This is a genomic window from Effusibacillus dendaii (genome assembly GCF_015097055.1).
In the GTDB taxonomy this organism is placed as follows: Bacteria; Bacillota; Bacilli; order Tumebacillales; family Effusibacillaceae; genus Effusibacillus; species Effusibacillus dendaii.
On record NZ_AP023366.1, the window covers coordinates 1,567,733 to 1,586,737 of the forward strand.

Sequence of the window (19,005 nt, forward strand, 5' to 3'; positions counted from 1 at the left end):
TAGCGCACTCACAAAAAATGAACGTGTCCATAAGCTGGGGAAATGTCTTAGATGCGAGAATTCACTTCGCAGTCGTCTGGATGTGACCCCCTTGATCTTCGCCATGATGCCAGATGGAGAATCCGTGGGGAGACAATGGAGATACAAATGAACATGATCCGGCATGACTTCCATTCCGAGAATCAGCCAGTCGTTTTGCGCACAAATCTCGCTCACCAGTTCCTTGAATCGCAATTCGACCTGGCGAACGAGAACTCTTCGTCGGTATCTCGGACTGAATACAAAATGATAGTGGATGAGCGATACGGTTGTTTTTGAATGACGATATTCCTATCCCATACCATGATTATATCAGTCTAATCATGGAACGGCAACGCGCTTCAGCCCACCCCTAAAGGAGTGGGTTCAATATGGGCGTCTCTCCTCCGAAAAAGAATGGTAGATGCCCGTATTGTATCTGTTAGAGTAAACTGGAAGTCAAGCGTGCCAAACAAAAACTTTTCGTTACTATGATTGTGTCAGATGACCGTTTTGAATCAAATCTGGCATCTATTTACAGGAATCTTTTGCGTATTGTAGAATGTAGAATAAGGTATAATTGTAGTCTACAACTTAATACAAGCAATCAGGTGCCTTTTCAGGCATAACAGGGAAATAGGTGAAATTCCTATACAGTCCCGCTACTGTGACCGAAGAGAGACTCCATAAAATACCACTTAGTTGAACTAGGGAAGGTTTGGAGAATCGATGACGCGGAAGTCAGGAGACCTACCTGATTGAATGAGCCAAAAACCTTCGAGGAAAGGTGGTGTATAATCCATAGTCATGGATGACTTCGTACATCTGGTATGGTGAATTTTCCCTCAACAGGTTATTTGTTGAGGGTTTTATTTTATGTCGATAGACATCCATATTTTATCCTATCGGCATAAGGGCGATGGGGCCCTAACAAAGTGCCTGTCACTTTGTTGGGTGTAACTTTGGCTCGCCAAAGCCTTTGGCTGGGCGAATTTTCTTTATAAAGAGGTGTTACTATGGATTGGCATATTTTACTGAGCTTTGGTTTAGCCATCTTACTTGGCATCAGACATGGAGTAGACTGGGATCATATTGCGGCCATAACCGATCTTGTGGGAGTCGAAAAAAGTTCAAAACGAGGGATGCTTCTGGCTGCCATGTATTCCTTGGGGCACGGATTGGTTATTTTGATTCTCGGTTCGCTGGCTATCTTTTTCGGACGCGGTTTACCAGAATGGGTAGATTTCTGGATGGAGAAACTCGTAGGATTCACGCTGGTTGCTTTAGGGATATGGTTATTCCTATCGTTATTTAGAAAACATGAAAGGCATATGGTCATGAGTCGCTGGAAGCTTATCTTTATCGGAGCTATACGGATTTATGAATGGATTTGTGCCAAGATTACGCGCACTCCTGTAAAAAGACGGGAGATCAATCTACAAGTCAGTAATATTGGGGCATTTGCCGTTGGCATGATTCATGGATTTGGCGCGGAAACTCCTACACAAATTATTCTGTTTACCACAGCAGCCGGGTTAGGCAATCTGTTCGGCGGATTAACCGTTGTAATGTTTTTTGTCATCGGACTGATATTTTCCACGTCCATCATTGCTCTTTTCTCCACTTTAGGATACTTAAAGGTAAGAGCGAAAAGCAAACTGTTTACGGGCGTAATCAGCGCCACCTCGTTATACAGCCTGATCGTTGGATGTATCCTGATTGGTGGACATGTAACATAGCACGACTTGGCATCTTTGATGCCAAAGCGTGACTTGTGCCCCTTGGGTACTTGCCCCCATGCGGGGATCTGTACAACTACGGCAACAAGTTGCCAAGTTGTACATCATGCCCCTTGAGCGCTTGCCCCGTTTTTCTGATTCGATTTGTTATGTCACACCTGGCAGAAAAACAGATAGATAGGGAGTAATGCGCTTAAGATGAGCGAATACGCCAAATTCCAGCGGATCGACAACCGAAACACATCCACCTGGAGGAAAACGGATAGCAAATTGTTGACCGCCGTAGCCGGCGAAATCGTATTGGAAATCCCCCAGCTGCCCAATAACAGCAGCGCAAAATGTAGCGGCGTCATGCCAATGGAGGCAGGATTCACCCCCAAAATAAGAATCGTCATCAGGATAATCGGGTGGATACCGAGGAGTGCTGTGATTAACGCCAACAACAAAGTGAAAACAGAGAACCAAACGGCAGCAGCCCCGTGAAAAAACGCCAACAGCTCCGGCACATAATCCCCAACCTGCGACTGACCAATCGCACCGCTAAAAAACCCGGCTGCCAAAAACAGAACGATCTCCTTCCGCAAACCGGGCAGCGAAACATGTACATGACGATGCAACCCTTCCCGGTAGTCTGCCAGCGAACCGGTCAATCGACACCAAATGAGCGGGTATAACACCGATACAAAACAGATAATGATCACGATCGGCAGCGACAAAAAAGTCTCTGGCAGCAGTACGAAAACGGTTGCGGACAGCAAATAAAAAGCCAGATGTCCTATCGGCCGCATCGAAACAGGAGAAGGTGGACGCATCGTTTCGGGACGAGCCGCAGTTGCCAACTCTTCAACCGCACTGCCGTTTCTGTCATCAAACAACAGCTCAGTTTCAACCGCTTCCTCCCCAACCGTTCGCTTCGCGTTTGCCCACTCGATCAAAAAGCTGACCGTAAAGCTGATCCATACAAATCCAATCGCATAGGGAAACAGCTGCACCCATGCAACGCCCAAATTGGAAGTAACCAACGCCATTGCGGCAAAATAGGGCGACCAATAGAGCGACGTAGTGTACCCACGATTTAACGCGGCTGCCAGAAGTCGCTTCGAGCGAACCCTTGGATTCACAGAAGCCAGGTCATACACGACAGAAACGGTTCCGATATTCAGGACAACCCCCAACAAGTGTGTTAACAGTTGAGTACCCAGAAAAAAAGAATTTTTCTTCCGAATGTGAGAGCGATACATTTCCTGCAGGGCATCGGCATACCTGCGGGAACGTACTGGAATGCCAAACAACGGAGCAAACACAAACAGCATAACGATCGCCACATTAAGAGACAGCACTTTCGACCATGTGATTAGCGGAACATGCAAGTGAAGCAAAATGGCTGCTCCGCAAACCAGGAAAAGCAAACTCAGAAAAAGTGTAATTCCGCGAGAAACAGTAAGAAATTTTACGATTACCAAAACAACAAGAACTCCCAGCGCCACCTGAAACGAAACCCATTCCGTTAGTTGGGACGTTATGTAGACAAGCGCAAGCAACATCAACAATCCCAAATCTACTCGACTTCCAACCGCTTCCATCTGTTCACCCGATTCATGAATCAACTGTCAATTTTGCTGTGCAATTTTATAAAATTCCCCAATCTGTCACATACTGGTGATGTTTGTTATTTAAAGGAGTCAATTGGAGGTTTTTCATGCAACTGCAAAAGCTGGGACTGCTGTCCATTTTGTTGCTGACCGCTCTGGTTGTGCCCGATACTGTTTTGGCACCTCCTGCGCCGTTGGCGCCTGCCGTGATGGCACATGAAAATGGCAAATCCTCAGCGGTCAATGGAACTCCCATTCCAACAGATTTGTTTACATGGCCTGTTCCTGTAACAAAAGAAATTTCATCCGATTATGGATGGCGATTTATCAACGGACAGAAAGAATTTCACACCGGAATTGACGTGGCCGCCGATTACGGCGACCCAATCGATGCGTCCGCAGATGGTGTCGTGTTGTATGCCGGTCCGGCAGAGGGGTTTGGCAACTGGATTGTGATTAAACACCGGCACGGTCTGATGACCATCTATGGCCATATGTACCGAAAGGATATTGAAGTAAAGCCCGGACAGGCTGTGAAAAAAGGGCAAGAGATCGGACGCGTGGGCGCTGCCGGTCAGTCGGACGGTCCGCACCTGCACTTTGGAATTGCGACCGGTATCAAGGGGGATACGATGATAACCGTAAACCCGTGGAACTTTTTGCCTCACCTTCGCTAGGTCTCACTAAGGAGTTGTTTTATGGAAATCGCAAAAGTGGACACGTTTCCTCTGCTGTACCGTCTTACCCATCCTTACGGGGACGCGAACGGATATAAAAAATACCGTTCCTGTTTCCTGATTCGCATCACCACCCGTTCCGGCATCGAGGGATGGGGCGAAGTGATCGACTGGCTGCCCGTTTTGGAAAAAGGGTTTCGGGAGCGCATTATCCCATTTTTGATCGGTAAAAAAGCAACCGATCGTCTGTCGCTTGTCAAGATCATCAAAAAGTGGCACCAGCGGTCGGCTTCCGGCGTAAGTCAAGCGCTGACGGAAATCGCCGCCAAATCGGCCGGTTTTTCCATTTGTGAAATGTGGGGCGGGAGTTGGCGGTCCTCTATCCCTCTATATGCATCTTTCCAGTCGTACAGCGATACTCCCGACTGGATCAATCGTTCGCTTCATTTAGTGGAAAAAGCGGCAGCAGACGGATTCGACCAAATCAAAGTCAAAATAGGCGGCCGCTCTTTTGCCGAAGATCAATCACATATCCTGGCGCTGCAGCGTCAATTCGGCGGCACACTGCAAGTGGCGCTGGATGCCAATCAAAGCTATGATGCAGCAACTGCACGACAATGGGAGCGACTGTTTTCCGAATGGTCGAACTGGCTGTGGATAGAAGAGCCGATTCCCATGAACCAGGTGCAAGATTACAAGTTGCTGCGCGCTAGTCTGTCAGTTCCCGTGTCGGGTGGAGAGAATCTGAAATCTGTTGCCGATTTTCTGCCGTTGTTGGAGACCCGCGCGATCGATATACTCAATCCGGACGTGATGCATATGGACGGGATCGACGGTTTTCGCGAATCGCTCCAGTTGGCCCGCCACTTCGGACTGCGGGTTTCCCCCCACTCCTATGACGGAGGACTGTGCCGCCTGTACACCTTGTTTGCGCAGGCTTGTCTGCCCGCCTGGAGCAAAATGAACGATGATAGTATCGAGCCGGTCGAATGGGACGTTATGGAAAATCCGTTTACATCGATCGTTCCTTTACAACCGGAAAACGGTCATGTAACCCTGCCGCAAGGAATCGGCATTGGCATCGAACTTGATTTGTCCATCCTCGAAAAATACCGTTGGGACGGCCGAACATACGTATAAGTGCGAGAATCCGTCCCAACCGCTTTTCGTTACACGAATCAAACTTAAATCCCAAAATTTTGTTGTGTACGCTGCAATGCCTGCTGCGCTTCCTGAACAATCCCGTCAATCAGCTGTTTGACAGACGGAACGTCGTGGATTAAGCCGACCGATTGCCCGCAAGACCAAATCCCGCCATCGTTCACATCGCCCTCGTTATACACCTTCTTGCTGCGCTGTCCGGAAATATAAGGCAGCAGCTCTTGCAAGGTCGCTCCTTCTTTCTCCAGTTCATCCACTTTACGGCTTACGTTGTTCAACGCCACGCGAGAAGCAGAGCCGATCGCCCGTTGAATGACGATGGTCGAGTTTTCGTCCGATTCGACCATCCAACGTTTTACGTCCGGATGAATGGGAGCTTCTTTGGTCGCCATGAAACGGGTTCCCATGATGATCCCTTCTGCCCCTAAAGCCAGCGCCGCCAATAACCCCCGTCCGTCAGCAAAACCGCCGCCGGCAATTACCGGTATTTTTACCTTTTCTGTCGCTTTAGCTACCATCACAAGTGTTCCCACATCGCTCATACCGGGGTGTCCGCCTGTTTCGTTGCCGACCACACAAACCGCATCTACCCCGATTTTTTCGGCGGATGCTGCATATCGGGCACCCGGCACCTTATGAATCACAACCACGTTATTGTCTTTCAATCTTTGAATAATTGGCTCCGGGCTGCGACCGCTCGTTTCCACGATTCGCACGCCCTCTTCCAACAGCACATCGATATACTGGTCATTCGGCGTTTCGGTTGTGCTTGGGAACAGGTTCAGGTTGACAGCAAACGGTTTTTTCGTCAGTGACTTCACCTTTTGAATCTCTTTTCGCAAGTCTTCCACAGTGGGCTGCGTCTTCGACGTAATCGTGCCCAAGCCGCCCGCCTCCGAAACAGCAGCCGCCAGTTCGGCACGCCCCACCAGAAACATGCCGCCGCACATAATCGGATATTCAATGCCAAGCAGTTCTGTCATTCTTGTTTTGATCAATTTGCTTCCCCTCCACAGGCTTAGTTTCGGGTACGGGGCGGACGAATCACGTGACCGCTTTTTACATGCAGCACCCCGTCAGTCGTCAGGCGCACTTCCGGCAAATGAGTGGCCGATATGAACAACATCGTAAAAATCGGGTCATAATGCGTATGCCCCCGTTCCTTCAGCAGCCGAATTAGCGTTTGCACCTGAAGAATAAGCGGTTCCAACTCCTGTTCCGCCATCGCCCCGGCCAGCGGGAGTTCCATTTCAAAAAGGATCTGGCCATTCTCGACAATCACGACACCGCCACCGATCTCAAGCACCCGGTTGACCGCTTGGGCCATGGATGCGCGATCACGGCCAAACGTGAAAATTCCAATTGAAGCCGTGTTCGAGCAGGCAAAACCGTCCATCCGATCCGCCATACCCGTCAAATTCGCTTCCACAATCGAATGCTCATTCACCAGCGCCGCATGCAGCACCGTGCGGTCCCCGGCATCCTCCAACAGTCGGGTAATCGCCGGATTTTCCAAATGAATGATCGGCAAATTTTCTTCTCTTGTAAAATCGGATTCGGCAACACGCCAATTTACCTGCAACTTGCCCATTCCGTTTGTCTGCCAATCCACTCCTGGCCAACTTTCCAGCAGATTGCCGGATCGTGCCACCCAGCGCCCTTCTGCCATCACTGCGATCGGCGTCGGTTCCCGGAGATCTTCCAGCACCAGAATATCGGCCAAACGCCCCGGCGCAATCCCCCCGATTTCACCGTCCAATCCATAATAAGTCGCCGGATTGATCGTCACTGTTTGGTACGCCACGATCGGATCCATACCGTTGTTCATCGCCACCCGAAGCAGTTCGTCCGTAAATCCTTCCGCCAAAAAAGCAGGGGTTGAACCATCTGTTGTCATCATGATCCGTTTCGTATCACCGTGATACCCGGCCAGTCCCTGTACAATTTCGGGAAGATCCGGCCGCAGCGAACTGTAGCGCAGCGTCGTCCAATATCCAATTCGCAGCCGCCGGATGACTTCCTCCGCCGTCATCGCTTCATGTTCAGCCGTTAGCCCGCCAGCCGCCAGCATCGATAAGGTTTCCAGCGAAGCGCCCGGCAAATGCCCCTCAATCCGTTTTCCCATTTGCATCGTCTGCAGCAAGTTTTCAGCAATCTGTGTGTCTCCGTTTAACAACTGCGGCCAGGCGGTCAACTCACCGGCCTGTACCACTAAAGGATGGGCAAGCAGCCGTTTCATCCGTTCCGGCGCAAAAAACGGACGCAGATCTTCCGCCTCTGTTTGCGGGTCCACCCGCGCACTCCACAACATTTTGATCGGCCACGTTCCCATCTGTTCGATCAATTCCAAAAACCGGTCCAGTTCGACCCGCAAATACAAGCCCATATTATCGTTCACCATCGCTGTGGTGCCGCGCGGTAATACAAATCGGGCCAATGTGGTCGGGTTGTATGTATTAAATGGGTGGCAGTGCGGTTCGATATAACCGGGACACAAAAAACGGCCCTCCAGATCCACCGTTTTCGTCTCAGGTCCAACCATCGCATCTGACATTCCCACGTAGGCGATATGCTTCCCTTTAACCGCCACGTTCACTTCCTGCAGTTCACCGGTATACACATTTATGACTGTTGCCCCTCGCAGGTATAAATCGGCTTTCACTTTTCCCTTTGCTACGCCAAGAATGGCAAAATACGCATCCGGCTCTACCGGACGAAGTCTCTGTTGCATCGATAGCCCCCCCTTGTCAATAGATTACCAGAAAAATCGGTAAAACGCCTACAAAAATAGGACAGCCTGCTGGCTTTACCTTCTCAGTGTCCAATACCGATTTCCCCCCATAAAAAAACCAACCTTCCCGAATTGAGCTGCTTCCTCCATCCGGTTGAAAGCTTGTTTAAATTGATTCAGCGGATACATTTGATCCAGTACCGGTTTAATTTGGTGAGCTTCCATAAACTGGAGCATTTCTTTATACTCTTCCGCACTGCCCATTGTCGAACCAAGGAGGTTATACTGCCCATAGAAAAACTTGCGAATATTGATTTGAATGTCATCTCCGGCTGATGCTCCAAAGGTAACAACGGTACCTCCTGGACGCAGCTGATCGAGCGACTTATTGAACGTAGCGGCTCCAATGCTCTCAATCACGAGATCCACTTTTTCTCCACCAAGTGCTTGATTCCAATCTTCATTGCTGTCAATCGCTTTGTCAGCTCCAAGTTCCAGGGCCCTCTTACATTTTTCTTGAGAACGGGAAGTAACATATACCGTTGCTTTTGCAGCTTTTGCAAATTGCAGTAAAAACGTCGCTACCCCGCTTCCAATTCCCGGAATAAGCACTGTCATACCGGCCCGCAGACGGCCTCTTGTGAACAATGCCCGGTAAGCAGTGAGGGCAGCCAATGAAAAAACGCCCGCTTCTTCCCAGTCTAGATATTGAGGTTTCTGTACCACATTGTCAGCGGGAACGACAACCTGTTCCGCAAACGTACCATGATCAGGAAGACCAAGAATCTCAAAACCTTCAGGCGGTGCATCGCTTTTTTCTTTCCATCCGATGCCGGGGTTAATCACCACTTCATCTCCAACTTGAACGTTCTGCACTCCTTCTCCCACGGCATCGATCACCCCCGCGCCGTCTGAACCGATAATTAACGGCGGGTCGGTTGGTTTGTGGCGGTTCAGGACAAATAAATCGCGATGATTCAAGCCTGCCGTTTTCAGTTTTACCCTTACCTCTCCTGCTTTTGGCAGTATATCCGGCATCTCGCGGTAAGAAAGTCCGTCAAAACCTGTTTTCTCTGTGTGGACCAGTGCCTTCATCGAATCACCCCAATTTTTGATTGAGTAAATTTCTCACAATGAACCTCCCTATTTTCAAAAATGTGGAGGTTAATTTAGACGGTATTTGTGTCAACGGGAGATAAGAAGGCTCATCGCCGTTTGAAATTCCGTTGTGATTTGAACATTTTTCATGATGGCCTGGGTTTCCAACAAAGTAATCACTTGCGCCAATATCGTCCGCACGTCTTTCTTCTCAAATTCAATAGCATGCGGCTTCGCAAGAATCAAAAGTTCACTAAGAATTAATTCAATTCGCGAGATTTCAGACGACATAATATCAAAATACTCTTTTTTCACAACCAAGTCGGTTTTCATCAATTGAATGAATCCTTTTATAGCTGTAATTGGATTCCGGATCTCGTGAGCGACTCCCGCAGCCAATTGTCCCACCACAGACAATTTTTGAGTGTTTTGAAGGAGTTCCTGGGCTTTCTTCCACTCGGTTCCTAAGTGTAACGGACCACCCATCAACATTCCCTTTTGCGTCTCGAACGGGGGAAACAGACAGCATTACATATACACTTTTCCCGTATAATCTTCCCCTGAATATCAAAAATAAAATCGGATCCCCGTTGTATTCAATAAAGGGATATATCATTCCTTTTTTAAGAATTTTGGGATTATATAAACTGACAGAATCGGGTGTTTGGTTATAGGCAAACAGGCCGGAGACATTCTCCGGCCCCTTCCTTAATGAAACGGTAAGCTACTTGCAAGCCTTGACCTTGGCCGTTTTATCCCTGCAGGTTCCATCGGCAATGTCAGCTTTGTTAAGTAAAGTCCGTAACCAAACAAAGAAGGGACCAGAGAAAATCCCAGCCATCCACTTTAACGCTGTATTGTATGTAGAGTGTTGCAAATAGGTGAGTGACGCAGCTAAAAAAATAATTCAATAGACTATAATGTTTGTCCCTTACAAAATTCTTCTAAAAGAATAAAGTATAGTGAGGTTTAAATAGAACACCTCAGAGAGGGGGGGGGAAAAAATGGGCGATTGCTTCTACGGTGACGGTTATGGTGGTGGCTTCCGTGGCCCGACATTCCGCCAACGTTTGCGCGGTCTTGCGCGGTCTTCTACTCTGGTTACGGTCAGTGTCAACGGACTTACATTTACAGGGCGTATTATAGCGGTCGATATCGACAACTTCGAAATGGTTCTGACTACTGCTACCGCCGGTTTCCCTGCAGGTTCCATCGTCAATGTCAGCTTTAGAGAACTCAATGCAGTAGCGGTTGTAGTTTAATCCCAACCAAACCCACATCTACTTTAAGGATCGAAGATTTCCTTCGATCCGTTTTATTTATGGATGATCCTCTTCACGCGCCCCACTCGGCCGTCGGTAAGCCGCACTTTAATCCCATGCGGATGCTGGGGCGACTTAGTCAAAATATCCTTTACGATTCCTCGGGTGAGATTACCCGTGGTCAGAGGGACGGATTCTTATATTCTTCAGTATTTTATTTTTTCAGCAGATTTTGCATTACTTTCTCCATTTGATCCGCATTCATCGCCCCGGTAATACGATCAACGATCATCCCGTCCGGATTGATTGAAACCGTTGTTGGAATGCCGAGGACCTGGTACAGATTGGACACCTGTCCTTCTTCATCCAGCAAAATTGGATATTTTACGTGAAATTCTTGTAAAAACGACTGCACGTCTTTTGCATCCGATTCACTCGAAGTCAAATTGATGCCGACAAACGTGATCTGATCTTTGTAGGTTTCCGATTTTTTTACCAAATCGGGCATTTCCTGACGACACGGTCCGCACCAGGAGGCCCAGAAGTTAATCAAAACCGGTTTGCCGCGTAAATCGCTCAAACGGACCGTCTGGCCCGCCATATCCCGCAAAGCAAAATCGGGAGCCATCTTACCCGGCTGCGGGGAAACTGCCGGTTGCGAAGTATTCGGTTGCCCGGCTGACTGCTGTTGCGTTGGCTGCTGAGCCGACTGTTGCGAATTCGACTGTTGACCAGCAGACGGTTGCATTTTTGATTCCGGTGTCTGTCCGGCGGTTGATTTCCCTTTTGTCGTTTGCGAAAACACGGTAAACACCACCAACCCCACCACCAACACGATGCTAAAAAGCAGCTTCCAATTTTTCATGTTCAGCCTCCTGCTGTTCGTTTCGTTCGCTATAACAAACTATTAAATCCAAATAGTTGAATCAAGTATTTGGTGATATCCGTCATTTTATTTGTGTACAATAAAACCCCCATCACAACCATGATACCGCCGCCGACTCGGGCAAGTGCGCCGGCGTATTTCATCAACCATCGAACGGAGCCCAGCGTAAAAGCCAAAATCAGGAACGGAATAGCAAATCCCAACGAATACGCCACCATCATCCAGGCACTGTTTACCGGATCGGTCGCGGCAAGCAATATGACAGATGACAGAATCGGTCCGATGCAAGGCGTCCACCCTGCCGAAAAAGCAATTCCCACCAACACCGAGCCGAGATAACCGGCCGGTTTGTTCCGCATATGCCACTTCCTCTCTTTCATCAGGTACTCCCATTTGATAAAGCCGACCATGAATAGTCCCATTACGATAATCAATATCGCTCCAATTTGCCGGATCAGATCCTTATAATTATAGAACAATTGTCCAATGAAACCCGCACCGGTCCCCAATGCTACAAAGATAATCGAGAAACCAAGCACAAAGAAAAGCGAATGAACAAGCGCCGTTTTACGAACCCCAACCTGGTCCCGATCTCCCTGCATTTGATTGTAAGAGATACCTGTAATATACGAGATATAAGAAGGATATAAAGGCAGACAGCAGGGGGATAGAAAAGAAAGGAGTCCTGCCGCAAACGCGATCCATACGTTCAAATTCGTTCCGTCCAACACAACAATCACCCCATCCGGTTTCCTGTTCCCATTATAAACCAACCATGGTGAATTTTCTGTGAAGATCCGCTCTTAAAATCCAGAACACCATATGTTTCAGCCGGTTGTATTTACTGGAAAAATCGGGGATGCTATGGCACGAGGTGATTTTGTGCAGATCGCATCCCTTTCGTTTGGACGCCCCTTGTGGGTGTTGTTGAGCGGAATTTTATTTACCCATCTCGGCTATTATTTGATTTTGCCGCTGCTAACGATTATTTTAACCAATCAGAAAGGAATCTCCGTAAGCCAAGTGGGGCTGATACTGGGAACCGGCTCCGTTACCTATCTGATCGGCAGCCTTTTGGGCGGCTGGTTGAACGATCGGATCGGCCAACGACGGACATTGGTGCTGGGGCTTTTGCTGCGTGCAATCGGTCTGCTCGGCTACGGTTTTGTATCGACTCTCCCGCTCTTATTTATAGTGTCTACGATTACCGGCATCGGCGGCGGGATATACACACCACCAGCCAAATCGGGGATTGCTCTTTACGCTTCAGGGGAAAACAAAACGACCGCCTTCTCATTCCGCGGCATTGCCGCCAATATTGGGGTGACAGCCGGCCCCCTGCTCGGTGCCTGGCTGGTTTCCGGGTCCACATTAAGTCTGTTTATCGCCGCATCAGTCATCTATTTCGGTATGGCATTGTCCCATCAATTCCTGCTTCCGGCCGACATCGCCCGAGCAGATGCCAATCAAAGCGCAGGATTCTCAATCGAAATCCTGCAAGATCGCCCCTTCTTGTTGTTCAGCCTTGTGACCATTGTGACGTGGGCGCTTTACGCACAGTTTACTTTCTCAATCCCGCTGCGGGCGGCTGAAATCATGCCCAGTCCGCAAAAAGTGGCGCTCCTTTGGTCGATTACAAGCGTCCTGATTATTTTCCTGCAGGCGCCCATCACCCGTTACACGTCGCGGGTCTGGCATCCTCTCACCGTGTTGGCAAACGGCATGCTGTTAATGGGGATCGGTTTAGGGAGCGTAATGTGGTCAAGCCAATTTTTCCATTTGTTGATCAGTGTTACGATTTTCACGTTTGGTGAAATGCTGATCATGCCGACTGTCGATACGGTCGTATCCGAATTGGCCAAACCGGAAGCGATCGGCACCTATTTCGGCATCGCCTCGTTTGTCTGGGGAGCAGGAGAAGCATTGGGGAATATGGGCGGTGGCCAGATCATGACGCTCTCCAAAAACTGGAACGCCCCTTATCTGCCCTGGATTGTTTATGCGGCAGTTTGTGTCGGGACCGCCTTGGCCTACTACGTGCTGCGATCATGGCCTGCCCTTGCAGAGCCGCTGTCAGAAGCAGTCAAAGAACGGACGCACCCTACACGTTCTCCGTCTGTGTCATGGCGGAAGAAAGAAAAGTTAAAGAGAAATGAATAGAATGAAAACAAGCCCCTCTCTAAGCCGACAACTTAAAGAGGGGCATGCCCGTTATTCAACCGCTTCATACAACAGATCGGCGATATGGACAGCCCGCATTTGGCCTTCCAAACCGGCCCGTTGAATGCCGGCCCGCATCTGCAGCAGACAGCCCGGATTGGAAGTAACCACCAGATTCGCTTTGGTGCCTTCCACCTGTTTCATTTTGCCGTCCAGTATCTGCATCGACATGTCAAAATTGGTCAGGTTGTAAATGCCCGCCGAACCGCAGCAGCGATCCGCTTCCGGCAGTTCGACATATTCGATGCCGGGGATGCTTTGAATCAGTTCGCGCGGCTGCAGCCGTATCTTTTGGCCATGCGCCAGGTGGCAGGAGTCTTGATACGTAACCCGGTATGGCAGCGAGCGCATTTTCGGCACAGGCAGAGTCGCCAGCAATTCATTCATATCCCGCTGTGCGGCGACAAAACGCTCGGCCCGTTCCTCCCACTCCGGATCCCCGTGGAACCAGTGATGGTATTCTTTCAGGGCAGCCCCGCAGCCTCCCGCGTTGTTGATCAAGACATCAATCCCGGACTGTTCAAACGCTTCGATGTTCTGCTTGGCCAACTGTTTGGCTTCCTGTTTATCGCCCGCATGAGCGTGCAGAGCGCCGCAGCAGGTTTGTCCCTCCATATACACCACGTCGCAGCCGAACGCAGACAGCAATTTGGCGGTTGCTTCGTTCGTATCGAAAAACATGACGTCCATCACGCAACCGGTAAACAGACCGACTGTCAGGCGTTTTTCGCCTTTGGCCGGCAGCATCCGTTTTCTTTCCTTACGGGCGGCAGGCGATGCCACTTCCGGCACCGCTTTTTCCATTTCCGCCATGCTTTTGGGCAGCAGCTTCATCAGTCCGCTGCTGCGAGCCAAGCGGCGCAATCCCGATCTTTGATAAAAATAGAGCAGACGGCTGACCTGTTCCATTCGTTTCGCTTGCGGAATCAGTTTCTTCATCGCCACATGGCGGATAATGCGGGTAATCAGCGGACGTTTCCGGTTTTCTTCCACTACTTCGCGAGCGCCTTCCAAAAGCGTTCCGTATGGCACGCCCGCCGGACAGGCCGTTTCACAGGCGCGGCAGCCCAAACAGAAATACATATCAGAATCAAACTTCTCGCTCACATCCAGTTGGCCAGTTGCCACCGCTTTCATCATCGCAATGCGACCGCGTGGCGATGCCGTTTCCCTGCCTGTCTCCCGGTAAGTGGGACAGGCCGACAGGCAGAATCCGCAGCGCATGCAGTTCAGGATATCGTCATAATGCATTGTCTCCATCATCTGGAGGATGCCGTTTTGACTTGCTGTTTCAACCTGCTGTGTGCTCATTGCATTCACATCCATTTCCATGCTGATGAGAAACCGATTGTTCGGCCGCCGCGCCTCCGCCAATCACCACGCGACGTCTCGTATCCTTGGCAAATAACTTGCCCGGATTCATAATGTTTTGCGGATCAATTGCCTGTTTCAACGATTTCATCACTTCGATACCGGTTTCTCCCACCTTCAGGGAGAGATAATTCATCTTGGCCATGCCGACACCATGCTCTCCGGTAATCGTGCCTCCCAGCTTGATGGCCGCCAGAAAAATCTCCTCAAACGCCTGCTCGACACGATGGATTTCTTCCTTATCCCGCTCGTCGGTCATACAGGTCGGATGCAGATTGCCGTCACCTGCATGGCCAAATGTGCAGATGTTAACACCATATTTTTTGGCAATCACGTTGACCTGTTCCACCATTTCCGCCAAACGGGCACGAGGCACCGTGGCATCTTCCAGGATCGTGGTGGGACTGATGCGAGCCAATGCAGACAACGCAAAGCGGCGGGCCTGCATCAATTTGGCACCTTCTTCCGGCGAGTTGGCGACGCTCACCTCAACCGCCCCTTCTTTCCGGCAGATGTCCGCCATCCTTTGAATATCCCGCTCAACGACCGATTCCGGACCGTCCTGTTCAATCATCAAAATCGCACCCATATCAACCGGCAGACCGATTCGGGCAAAATCCTCCACCACCCGGATCGTGCCATTATCCAAAAATTCCATGGTAGCCGGAATGATCCGTTCCGCAATAATGCGTGACACGGCGCGCGCTGACCCGGTCAGATCACGGAAACTGGCCAGCATGGTACGTTTGCTTTCCGGCAATGGAATCAGTTTGGCAGTCGCTTCCGTAATAACGGCCAGCGTACCTTCCGATCCGACCAACAATTTCGTAAGATCGTAACCGGCCACATCTTTCGCCGACTTTCCGCCCGTTCGCAAAATCTCGCCGTTTGGCAAAACCGCCTGCAGTCCCATAATATAATCTTTCGTCACACCATATTTCAGCCCGCGCAATCCGCCGGCGCATTCCGCAATATTGCCGCCGAGCGTAGAAACGTTCATGCTGCCGGGATCAGGCGGGTAGAAAAGGCCTAATTTTTCCACTTCTCGATGAAGATGAGCGGTAATCACGCCCGGCTCAAAAGTGGCGGTCAGATTATCCGAATCAATTTCCACAATTTGATTCATTCGCGTCAGCACCACCACCAGCCCCCCTTCCACCGGCACCGTACCTGCCGACAGATTGGAACCGGACCCGCGCGAAACGATTTTGATTCCTTCCCGCGCACAGACTTTAACAATCGCAGCCACTTCTTCCACCGTACCCGGCATCACCACTCCGTCTGGCATACTTTGGTAAAGCGGCGTAGCGTCATACGAATAAGCCAGGCAATCCTCCGGTGTATCCAACAGCCAATTGCTTCCTACAATGGCTTTCAATTCTTTCGCAACCTGCGGTTTCAGCATTCCGCATCCTCCCTGCTTATAATCTCTATAAAATAGAATATCATATTTGGCAGGAGATCGGATGACCTGATTTTTACAATGTAAAATAAAACAAAAAACGTCTTTTGGAGCCTTTTTGCTTACAGCTCCAAAAGACGTATACAAGCTTACACCTACTGGCGTTCGGCGATAAAATCAGGACGTGACTTTTTGCCGTGGAACGGCTCTACCAGCTTATTTTCAACACTGTTATAGACGAGAAACACGTTGCTTCTTGCAATCGGAGTAATATTGCTGTTTGATCCGTGCATGATATTGCAGTCAAACAATAGAATCGATCCCGCTTTTCCTGTCGGCGTCTGAATGCCAAACTTCTGATAGAGCCACGTCAGGCTGTCCGGGTCGGGGACCCCATATTCCTGACGGCGCAAGGACTGTTTATAATGGTCGTCAGGCGTGTCTCCCACACACGAAACAAAATGTCGGTGCGAGCCCGGCATGACCATCAGCGGACCGTTCTGCTGATGATTATCGGTCAGCGCGATCGAACAGCTTAGCGCTCTCATGCGGGGCATTCCGTCTTCCACATGCCAAGTCTCAAAATCCGAGTGCCAATAAAATTCCTTCCCCTTAAACCCCGGTTTAAAATTAATTCGGGATTGGTGGATATACACTTCACTGCCCAAAATTTGCCGCATGATATCCACCAATTTAGGTCCTTGCGCCAGTTCCCTAAACACCTGGTTGTTCCGGTGTACGGCAAACACGGAACGAACCTCTTCACTTTCCGGTTCCCGAATAATTTCCGGCGCATCCGAATGTTTGCCTGCCTCCCACACATTCTGCAATTCATCCCGAAAATACTGAACCTCTTCTCCTGAGAAGAAACCTTCCAGAAACAGATACCCGTGTTGATCATAAAATTGCAGTTGTTCGCGAGTTAACGGTCCTGGTGCGGAATCCCCGCCATGCAGCACCGCATCTTTCCGGTCCAAAATCTGCGGAGTACGGCTGACTCGTGAAGGATACAGATCGATCATCCGCTGACGGTCGCCGGTCATCGCGTTTGAACTCATAGTTACCCCCCCTGTTCCCTTGTTTGTTCATGCCCCCGCTTCACTTTCATCGAGCGGATACGCGCCGTCCGCATCGTGCACTTCACGTCCTGTCAATGCCGGATTAAACACGCAGATGACCCGCATATCTCTCGTTGTTGCCCGTAAGTAATGTTTTTCATGGCCGTTTAACACATACATGGTTCCCGGTTGGATGTGGTAAATCGTGCCGTCCGCAATGACCTCCACTTCTCCTTCCCCGTCGATGCAGTACACCGCTTCGATATGATTTTTGTACCAAATCAATGTTTCGGTGCCCGCTTTAATGATCGTGTCATTCAAAGAAAATCCGACACCATCTTTTTTCAAAAGCAGCCGCCTGCTGTTCCATGTAGGCGTATCCACATCATGCTCCGTCCCGATAATATCCTTCAATTTCCTCACTATCATATCGATTCTCCTCTCCCCACCTCGTCTAGTTAACTGGCAAATCTCTCCGGCACTGTTCGAAACTGGCCGCTATAATCTGCAACCCCTTTTCCAATCCTTCGTTATCAATAATGAGGGGCGGCAGCAATTTAATCACTTCGCTGCTCGGCCCGGACGTTTCCATAATTAAACCTTTGTCAAACGCAGCCGCGCAGATTTTCTCAGCCAATCCGTCTACTCCAAGAGCGATTCCCTGGATCAACCCGCGACCGCGAACTTCTCCGCGCATTTCCGGATATCTCTCCACCAATTGCCGCAGGAAACGATTGACCTTCTCCCCTTTTTGCTGAATCTGTTTGCTGAACTGATCGGTTTCCCAGTACTGCAGGGCTTCCCTGCCAGCCACAAAGGCGAGGTTATGCCCGCGGAAAGTTCCGTTATGCTCGCCTGGTTCCCAGACATCATGTTCCGGTTTAATTAACGTCAGAGCCAGCGGAATGCCATATCCGCCGATTGATTTCGACAAGCAGATAATATCAGGTTGGATGCCCGCCGGTTCAAAACTGAAAAAGGGACCCGTTCGGCCACATCCCACCTGCACATCATCAACGATCAGCAAAATCTCCCACCGACGACAAATACTTTCAATTTCTTTCAGCCATTCAAAACTGGCCGCGTTAATGCCACCTTCGCCTTGAACCGTCTCGAGGATAATGGCTGCAGGGAGAGAAACGCCGCTGCCATTGTCTTCGAGGAACCTCTCGATGTATTCTGCCGTGTTGACTTGGTTCCCCAGGTAGCCGTCAAATGGCATCGAGACCGTATTCGTCAGGGACATGCCGGCCCCCCTGCGCTTAAACTTGTTGCCGGTAACCGAAAGAGAGCCTACTGTCATACCATGAAACGCATTCGTGAAGCTCATGACTATTTCCCGTCCCGTCACCTTTCGAGCAAGTTTGAGGGCGCTTTCTACCGAATTGGTTCCTGTCGGACCGGGAAACATCACTTTGTAATTCAGCTTTCGAGGTTTCAGAATGACGTCGCGGAAACCGACCAATAGCTCTTCCTTCGCCTCTGTAGCCATATCCAGACTGTGTGTAATCCCATCCTTCATCAAATATTCGATCAGCTTCTGTTTGATTTTGGGATTGTTATGCCCGTAGTTGAGAGACCCGGCACCGGCAAAAAAGTCAATGTACTCCTTGCCTTTCCGATCCCATACCTTGTAGCCGCTGGACCTGCTGAACACGGTCGGGAAACTCCGGCAATAGCTGCGCACCTCCGATTCCAACTGCTCAAACACATACAACGGGTTTGTCACTTCCTCCAAAATCTTCATCTCATTCCTCCTTATCAATCTGACAGATTACAATTATTCTAGT

General features: G+C 49.7%; 17 protein-coding genes, 2 pseudogenes and 1 riboswitch. Of the genes and pseudogenes, 5 read left to right on the forward strand and 14 right to left on the reverse strand.

Features of this window, described 5'->3' with window-relative positions; translation table 11 throughout:
* Positions 1-6 precede the first annotated feature (6 nt).
* Positions 7-330, reverse strand: a pseudogene (gene tnpA / locus skT53_RS08600) (IS200/IS605 family transposase); the annotation flags it as partial.
* Between the two features lie 280 nt (positions 331-610).
* Positions 611-790: riboswitch (cobalamin riboswitch) on the forward strand.
* 244 nt (positions 791-1,034) lie between these two features.
* Here tnpA and skT53_RS08605 point away from each other — a divergent pair.
* Positions 1,035-1,757: a HoxN/HupN/NixA family nickel/cobalt transporter gene (locus skT53_RS08605; protein WP_200760666.1), complete on the forward strand. Its 723-nt coding sequence runs from the start codon at positions 1,035-1,037 to the stop codon at positions 1,755-1,757.
* A gap of 152 nt (positions 1,758-1,909) precedes the next feature.
* Here the strand turns inward: skT53_RS08605 and skT53_RS08610 are convergent, their stop codons facing one another.
* The gene (locus skT53_RS08610) at positions 1,910-3,364 is read right to left on the reverse strand and encodes a hypothetical protein (protein ID WP_200760667.1); all 1,455 of its coding nucleotides are present in this window, start codon (positions 3,362-3,364) and stop codon (positions 1,910-1,912) included.
* 92 nt (positions 3,365-3,456) lie between these two features.
* Here skT53_RS08610 and skT53_RS08615 point away from each other — a divergent pair, with 92 nt between their 5' ends.
* Both skT53_RS08615 and skT53_RS08620 read left to right on the forward strand, forming a co-directional pair.
* Positions 3,457-4,026: a M23 family metallopeptidase gene (locus skT53_RS08615; protein ID WP_200760668.1), complete on the forward strand. Its 570-nt coding sequence runs from the start codon at positions 3,457-3,459 to the stop codon at positions 4,024-4,026.
* A gap of 21 nt (positions 4,027-4,047) precedes the next feature.
* Complete coding sequence (locus skT53_RS08620) at positions 4,048-5,166, forward strand: mandelate racemase/muconate lactonizing enzyme family protein (RefSeq protein ID WP_200760669.1); 1,119 nt, start codon at positions 4,048-4,050, stop codon at positions 5,164-5,166.
* 44 nt (positions 5,167-5,210) lie between these two features.
* Here the strand turns inward: skT53_RS08620 and skT53_RS08625 are convergent, their stop codons facing one another.
* The 4 genes from skT53_RS08625 to skT53_RS08640 all read right to left on the reverse strand — a co-directional run bounded on the left by skT53_RS08625 (position 5,211) and on the right by skT53_RS08640 (position 9,502).
* Complete coding sequence (locus skT53_RS08625; protein ID WP_200760670.1) at positions 5,211-6,185, reverse strand: NAD(P)H-dependent flavin oxidoreductase; 975 nt, start codon at positions 6,183-6,185, stop codon at positions 5,211-5,213.
* Between the two features lie 20 nt (positions 6,186-6,205).
* The gene (locus tag skT53_RS08630) at positions 6,206-7,918 is read right to left on the reverse strand and encodes an adenine deaminase C-terminal domain-containing protein (protein WP_200760671.1); all 1,713 of its coding nucleotides are present in this window, start codon (positions 7,916-7,918) and stop codon (positions 6,206-6,208) included.
* Positions 7,919-7,993: 75 nt separating this feature from the next.
* Positions 7,994-9,013: a zinc-binding dehydrogenase gene (locus skT53_RS08635; RefSeq protein WP_200760672.1), complete on the reverse strand. Its 1,020-nt coding sequence runs from the start codon at positions 9,011-9,013 to the stop codon at positions 7,994-7,996.
* A 90-nt stretch (positions 9,014-9,103) separates the two neighbouring features.
* Positions 9,104-9,502 (reverse strand): histidine kinase dimerization/phospho-acceptor domain-containing protein, encoded by a 399-nt coding sequence (locus tag skT53_RS08640; protein WP_226375382.1) that lies wholly within the window; start codon positions 9,500-9,502, stop codon positions 9,104-9,106.
* A gap of 518 nt (positions 9,503-10,020) precedes the next feature.
* On the opposite strand from skT53_RS08640, the gene skT53_RS08645 reads away from it, so the two are divergent.
* Positions 10,021-10,278 carry a hypothetical protein gene (locus tag skT53_RS08645; protein WP_200760674.1) on the forward strand — a complete coding sequence of 86 codons (258 nt, stop codon included), beginning with the start codon at positions 10,021-10,023 and terminating at the stop codon, positions 10,276-10,278.
* Between the two features lie 53 nt (positions 10,279-10,331).
* Here skT53_RS08645 and skT53_RS08650 read toward each other — a convergent pair.
* The 3 genes and pseudogenes from skT53_RS08650 to skT53_RS08660 form a co-directional block, all read right to left on the reverse strand.
* Positions 10,332-10,457: pseudogene (locus skT53_RS08650) on the reverse strand (YwbE family protein); the annotation flags it as partial.
* A 35-nt stretch (positions 10,458-10,492) separates the two neighbouring features.
* Positions 10,493-11,143, reverse strand: coding sequence for a TlpA family protein disulfide reductase (locus skT53_RS08655; protein WP_200760675.1), 651 nt, complete (start codon positions 11,141-11,143; stop codon positions 10,493-10,495).
* A 29-nt stretch (positions 11,144-11,172) separates the two neighbouring features.
* Positions 11,173-11,895 (reverse strand): cytochrome c biogenesis CcdA family protein, encoded by a 723-nt coding sequence (locus tag skT53_RS08660; RefSeq protein ID WP_404828941.1) that lies wholly within the window; start codon positions 11,893-11,895, stop codon positions 11,173-11,175.
* Positions 11,896-12,046: 151 nt separating this feature from the next.
* Here skT53_RS08660 and skT53_RS08665 point away from each other — a divergent pair, with 151 nt between their 5' ends.
* Positions 12,047-13,324 carry an MDR family MFS transporter gene (locus tag skT53_RS08665; RefSeq protein WP_200760676.1) on the forward strand — a complete coding sequence of 426 codons (1,278 nt, stop codon included), beginning with the start codon at positions 12,047-12,049 and terminating at the stop codon, positions 13,322-13,324.
* 51 nt (positions 13,325-13,375) lie between these two features.
* Here the strand turns inward: skT53_RS08665 and skT53_RS08670 are convergent, their stop codons facing one another.
* From skT53_RS08670 to ectB, 5 genes are all read right to left on the reverse strand, one after another.
* Complete coding sequence (locus tag skT53_RS08670; protein ID WP_200760677.1) at positions 13,376-14,695, reverse strand: (Fe-S)-binding protein; 1,320 nt, start codon at positions 14,693-14,695, stop codon at positions 13,376-13,378.
* Positions 14,676-16,160: an FAD-linked oxidase C-terminal domain-containing protein gene (locus tag skT53_RS08675; RefSeq protein ID WP_200760678.1), complete on the reverse strand. Its 1,485-nt coding sequence runs from the start codon at positions 16,158-16,160 to the stop codon at positions 14,676-14,678. The genes skT53_RS08670 and skT53_RS08675 overlap by 20 nt, the downstream gene beginning before the upstream one ends.
* Positions 16,161-16,312: 152 nt before the next feature.
* Positions 16,313-17,215, reverse strand: a complete 903-nt coding sequence (gene thpD, locus skT53_RS08680; RefSeq protein ID WP_318978602.1) for an ectoine hydroxylase — start codon at positions 17,213-17,215, stop codon at positions 16,313-16,315.
* Between the two features lie 27 nt (positions 17,216-17,242).
* A complete protein-coding gene (locus skT53_RS08685; RefSeq protein WP_200760679.1) occupies positions 17,243-17,644 on the reverse strand; it encodes an ectoine synthase in 402 nt (133 codons plus the stop codon).
* 25 nt (positions 17,645-17,669) lie between these two features.
* Positions 17,670-18,962, reverse strand: a complete 1,293-nt coding sequence (ectB, locus tag skT53_RS08690; protein ID WP_200760680.1) for a diaminobutyrate--2-oxoglutarate transaminase — start codon at positions 18,960-18,962, stop codon at positions 17,670-17,672.
* Between the last annotated feature and the right edge of the window lie 43 nt (positions 18,963-19,005).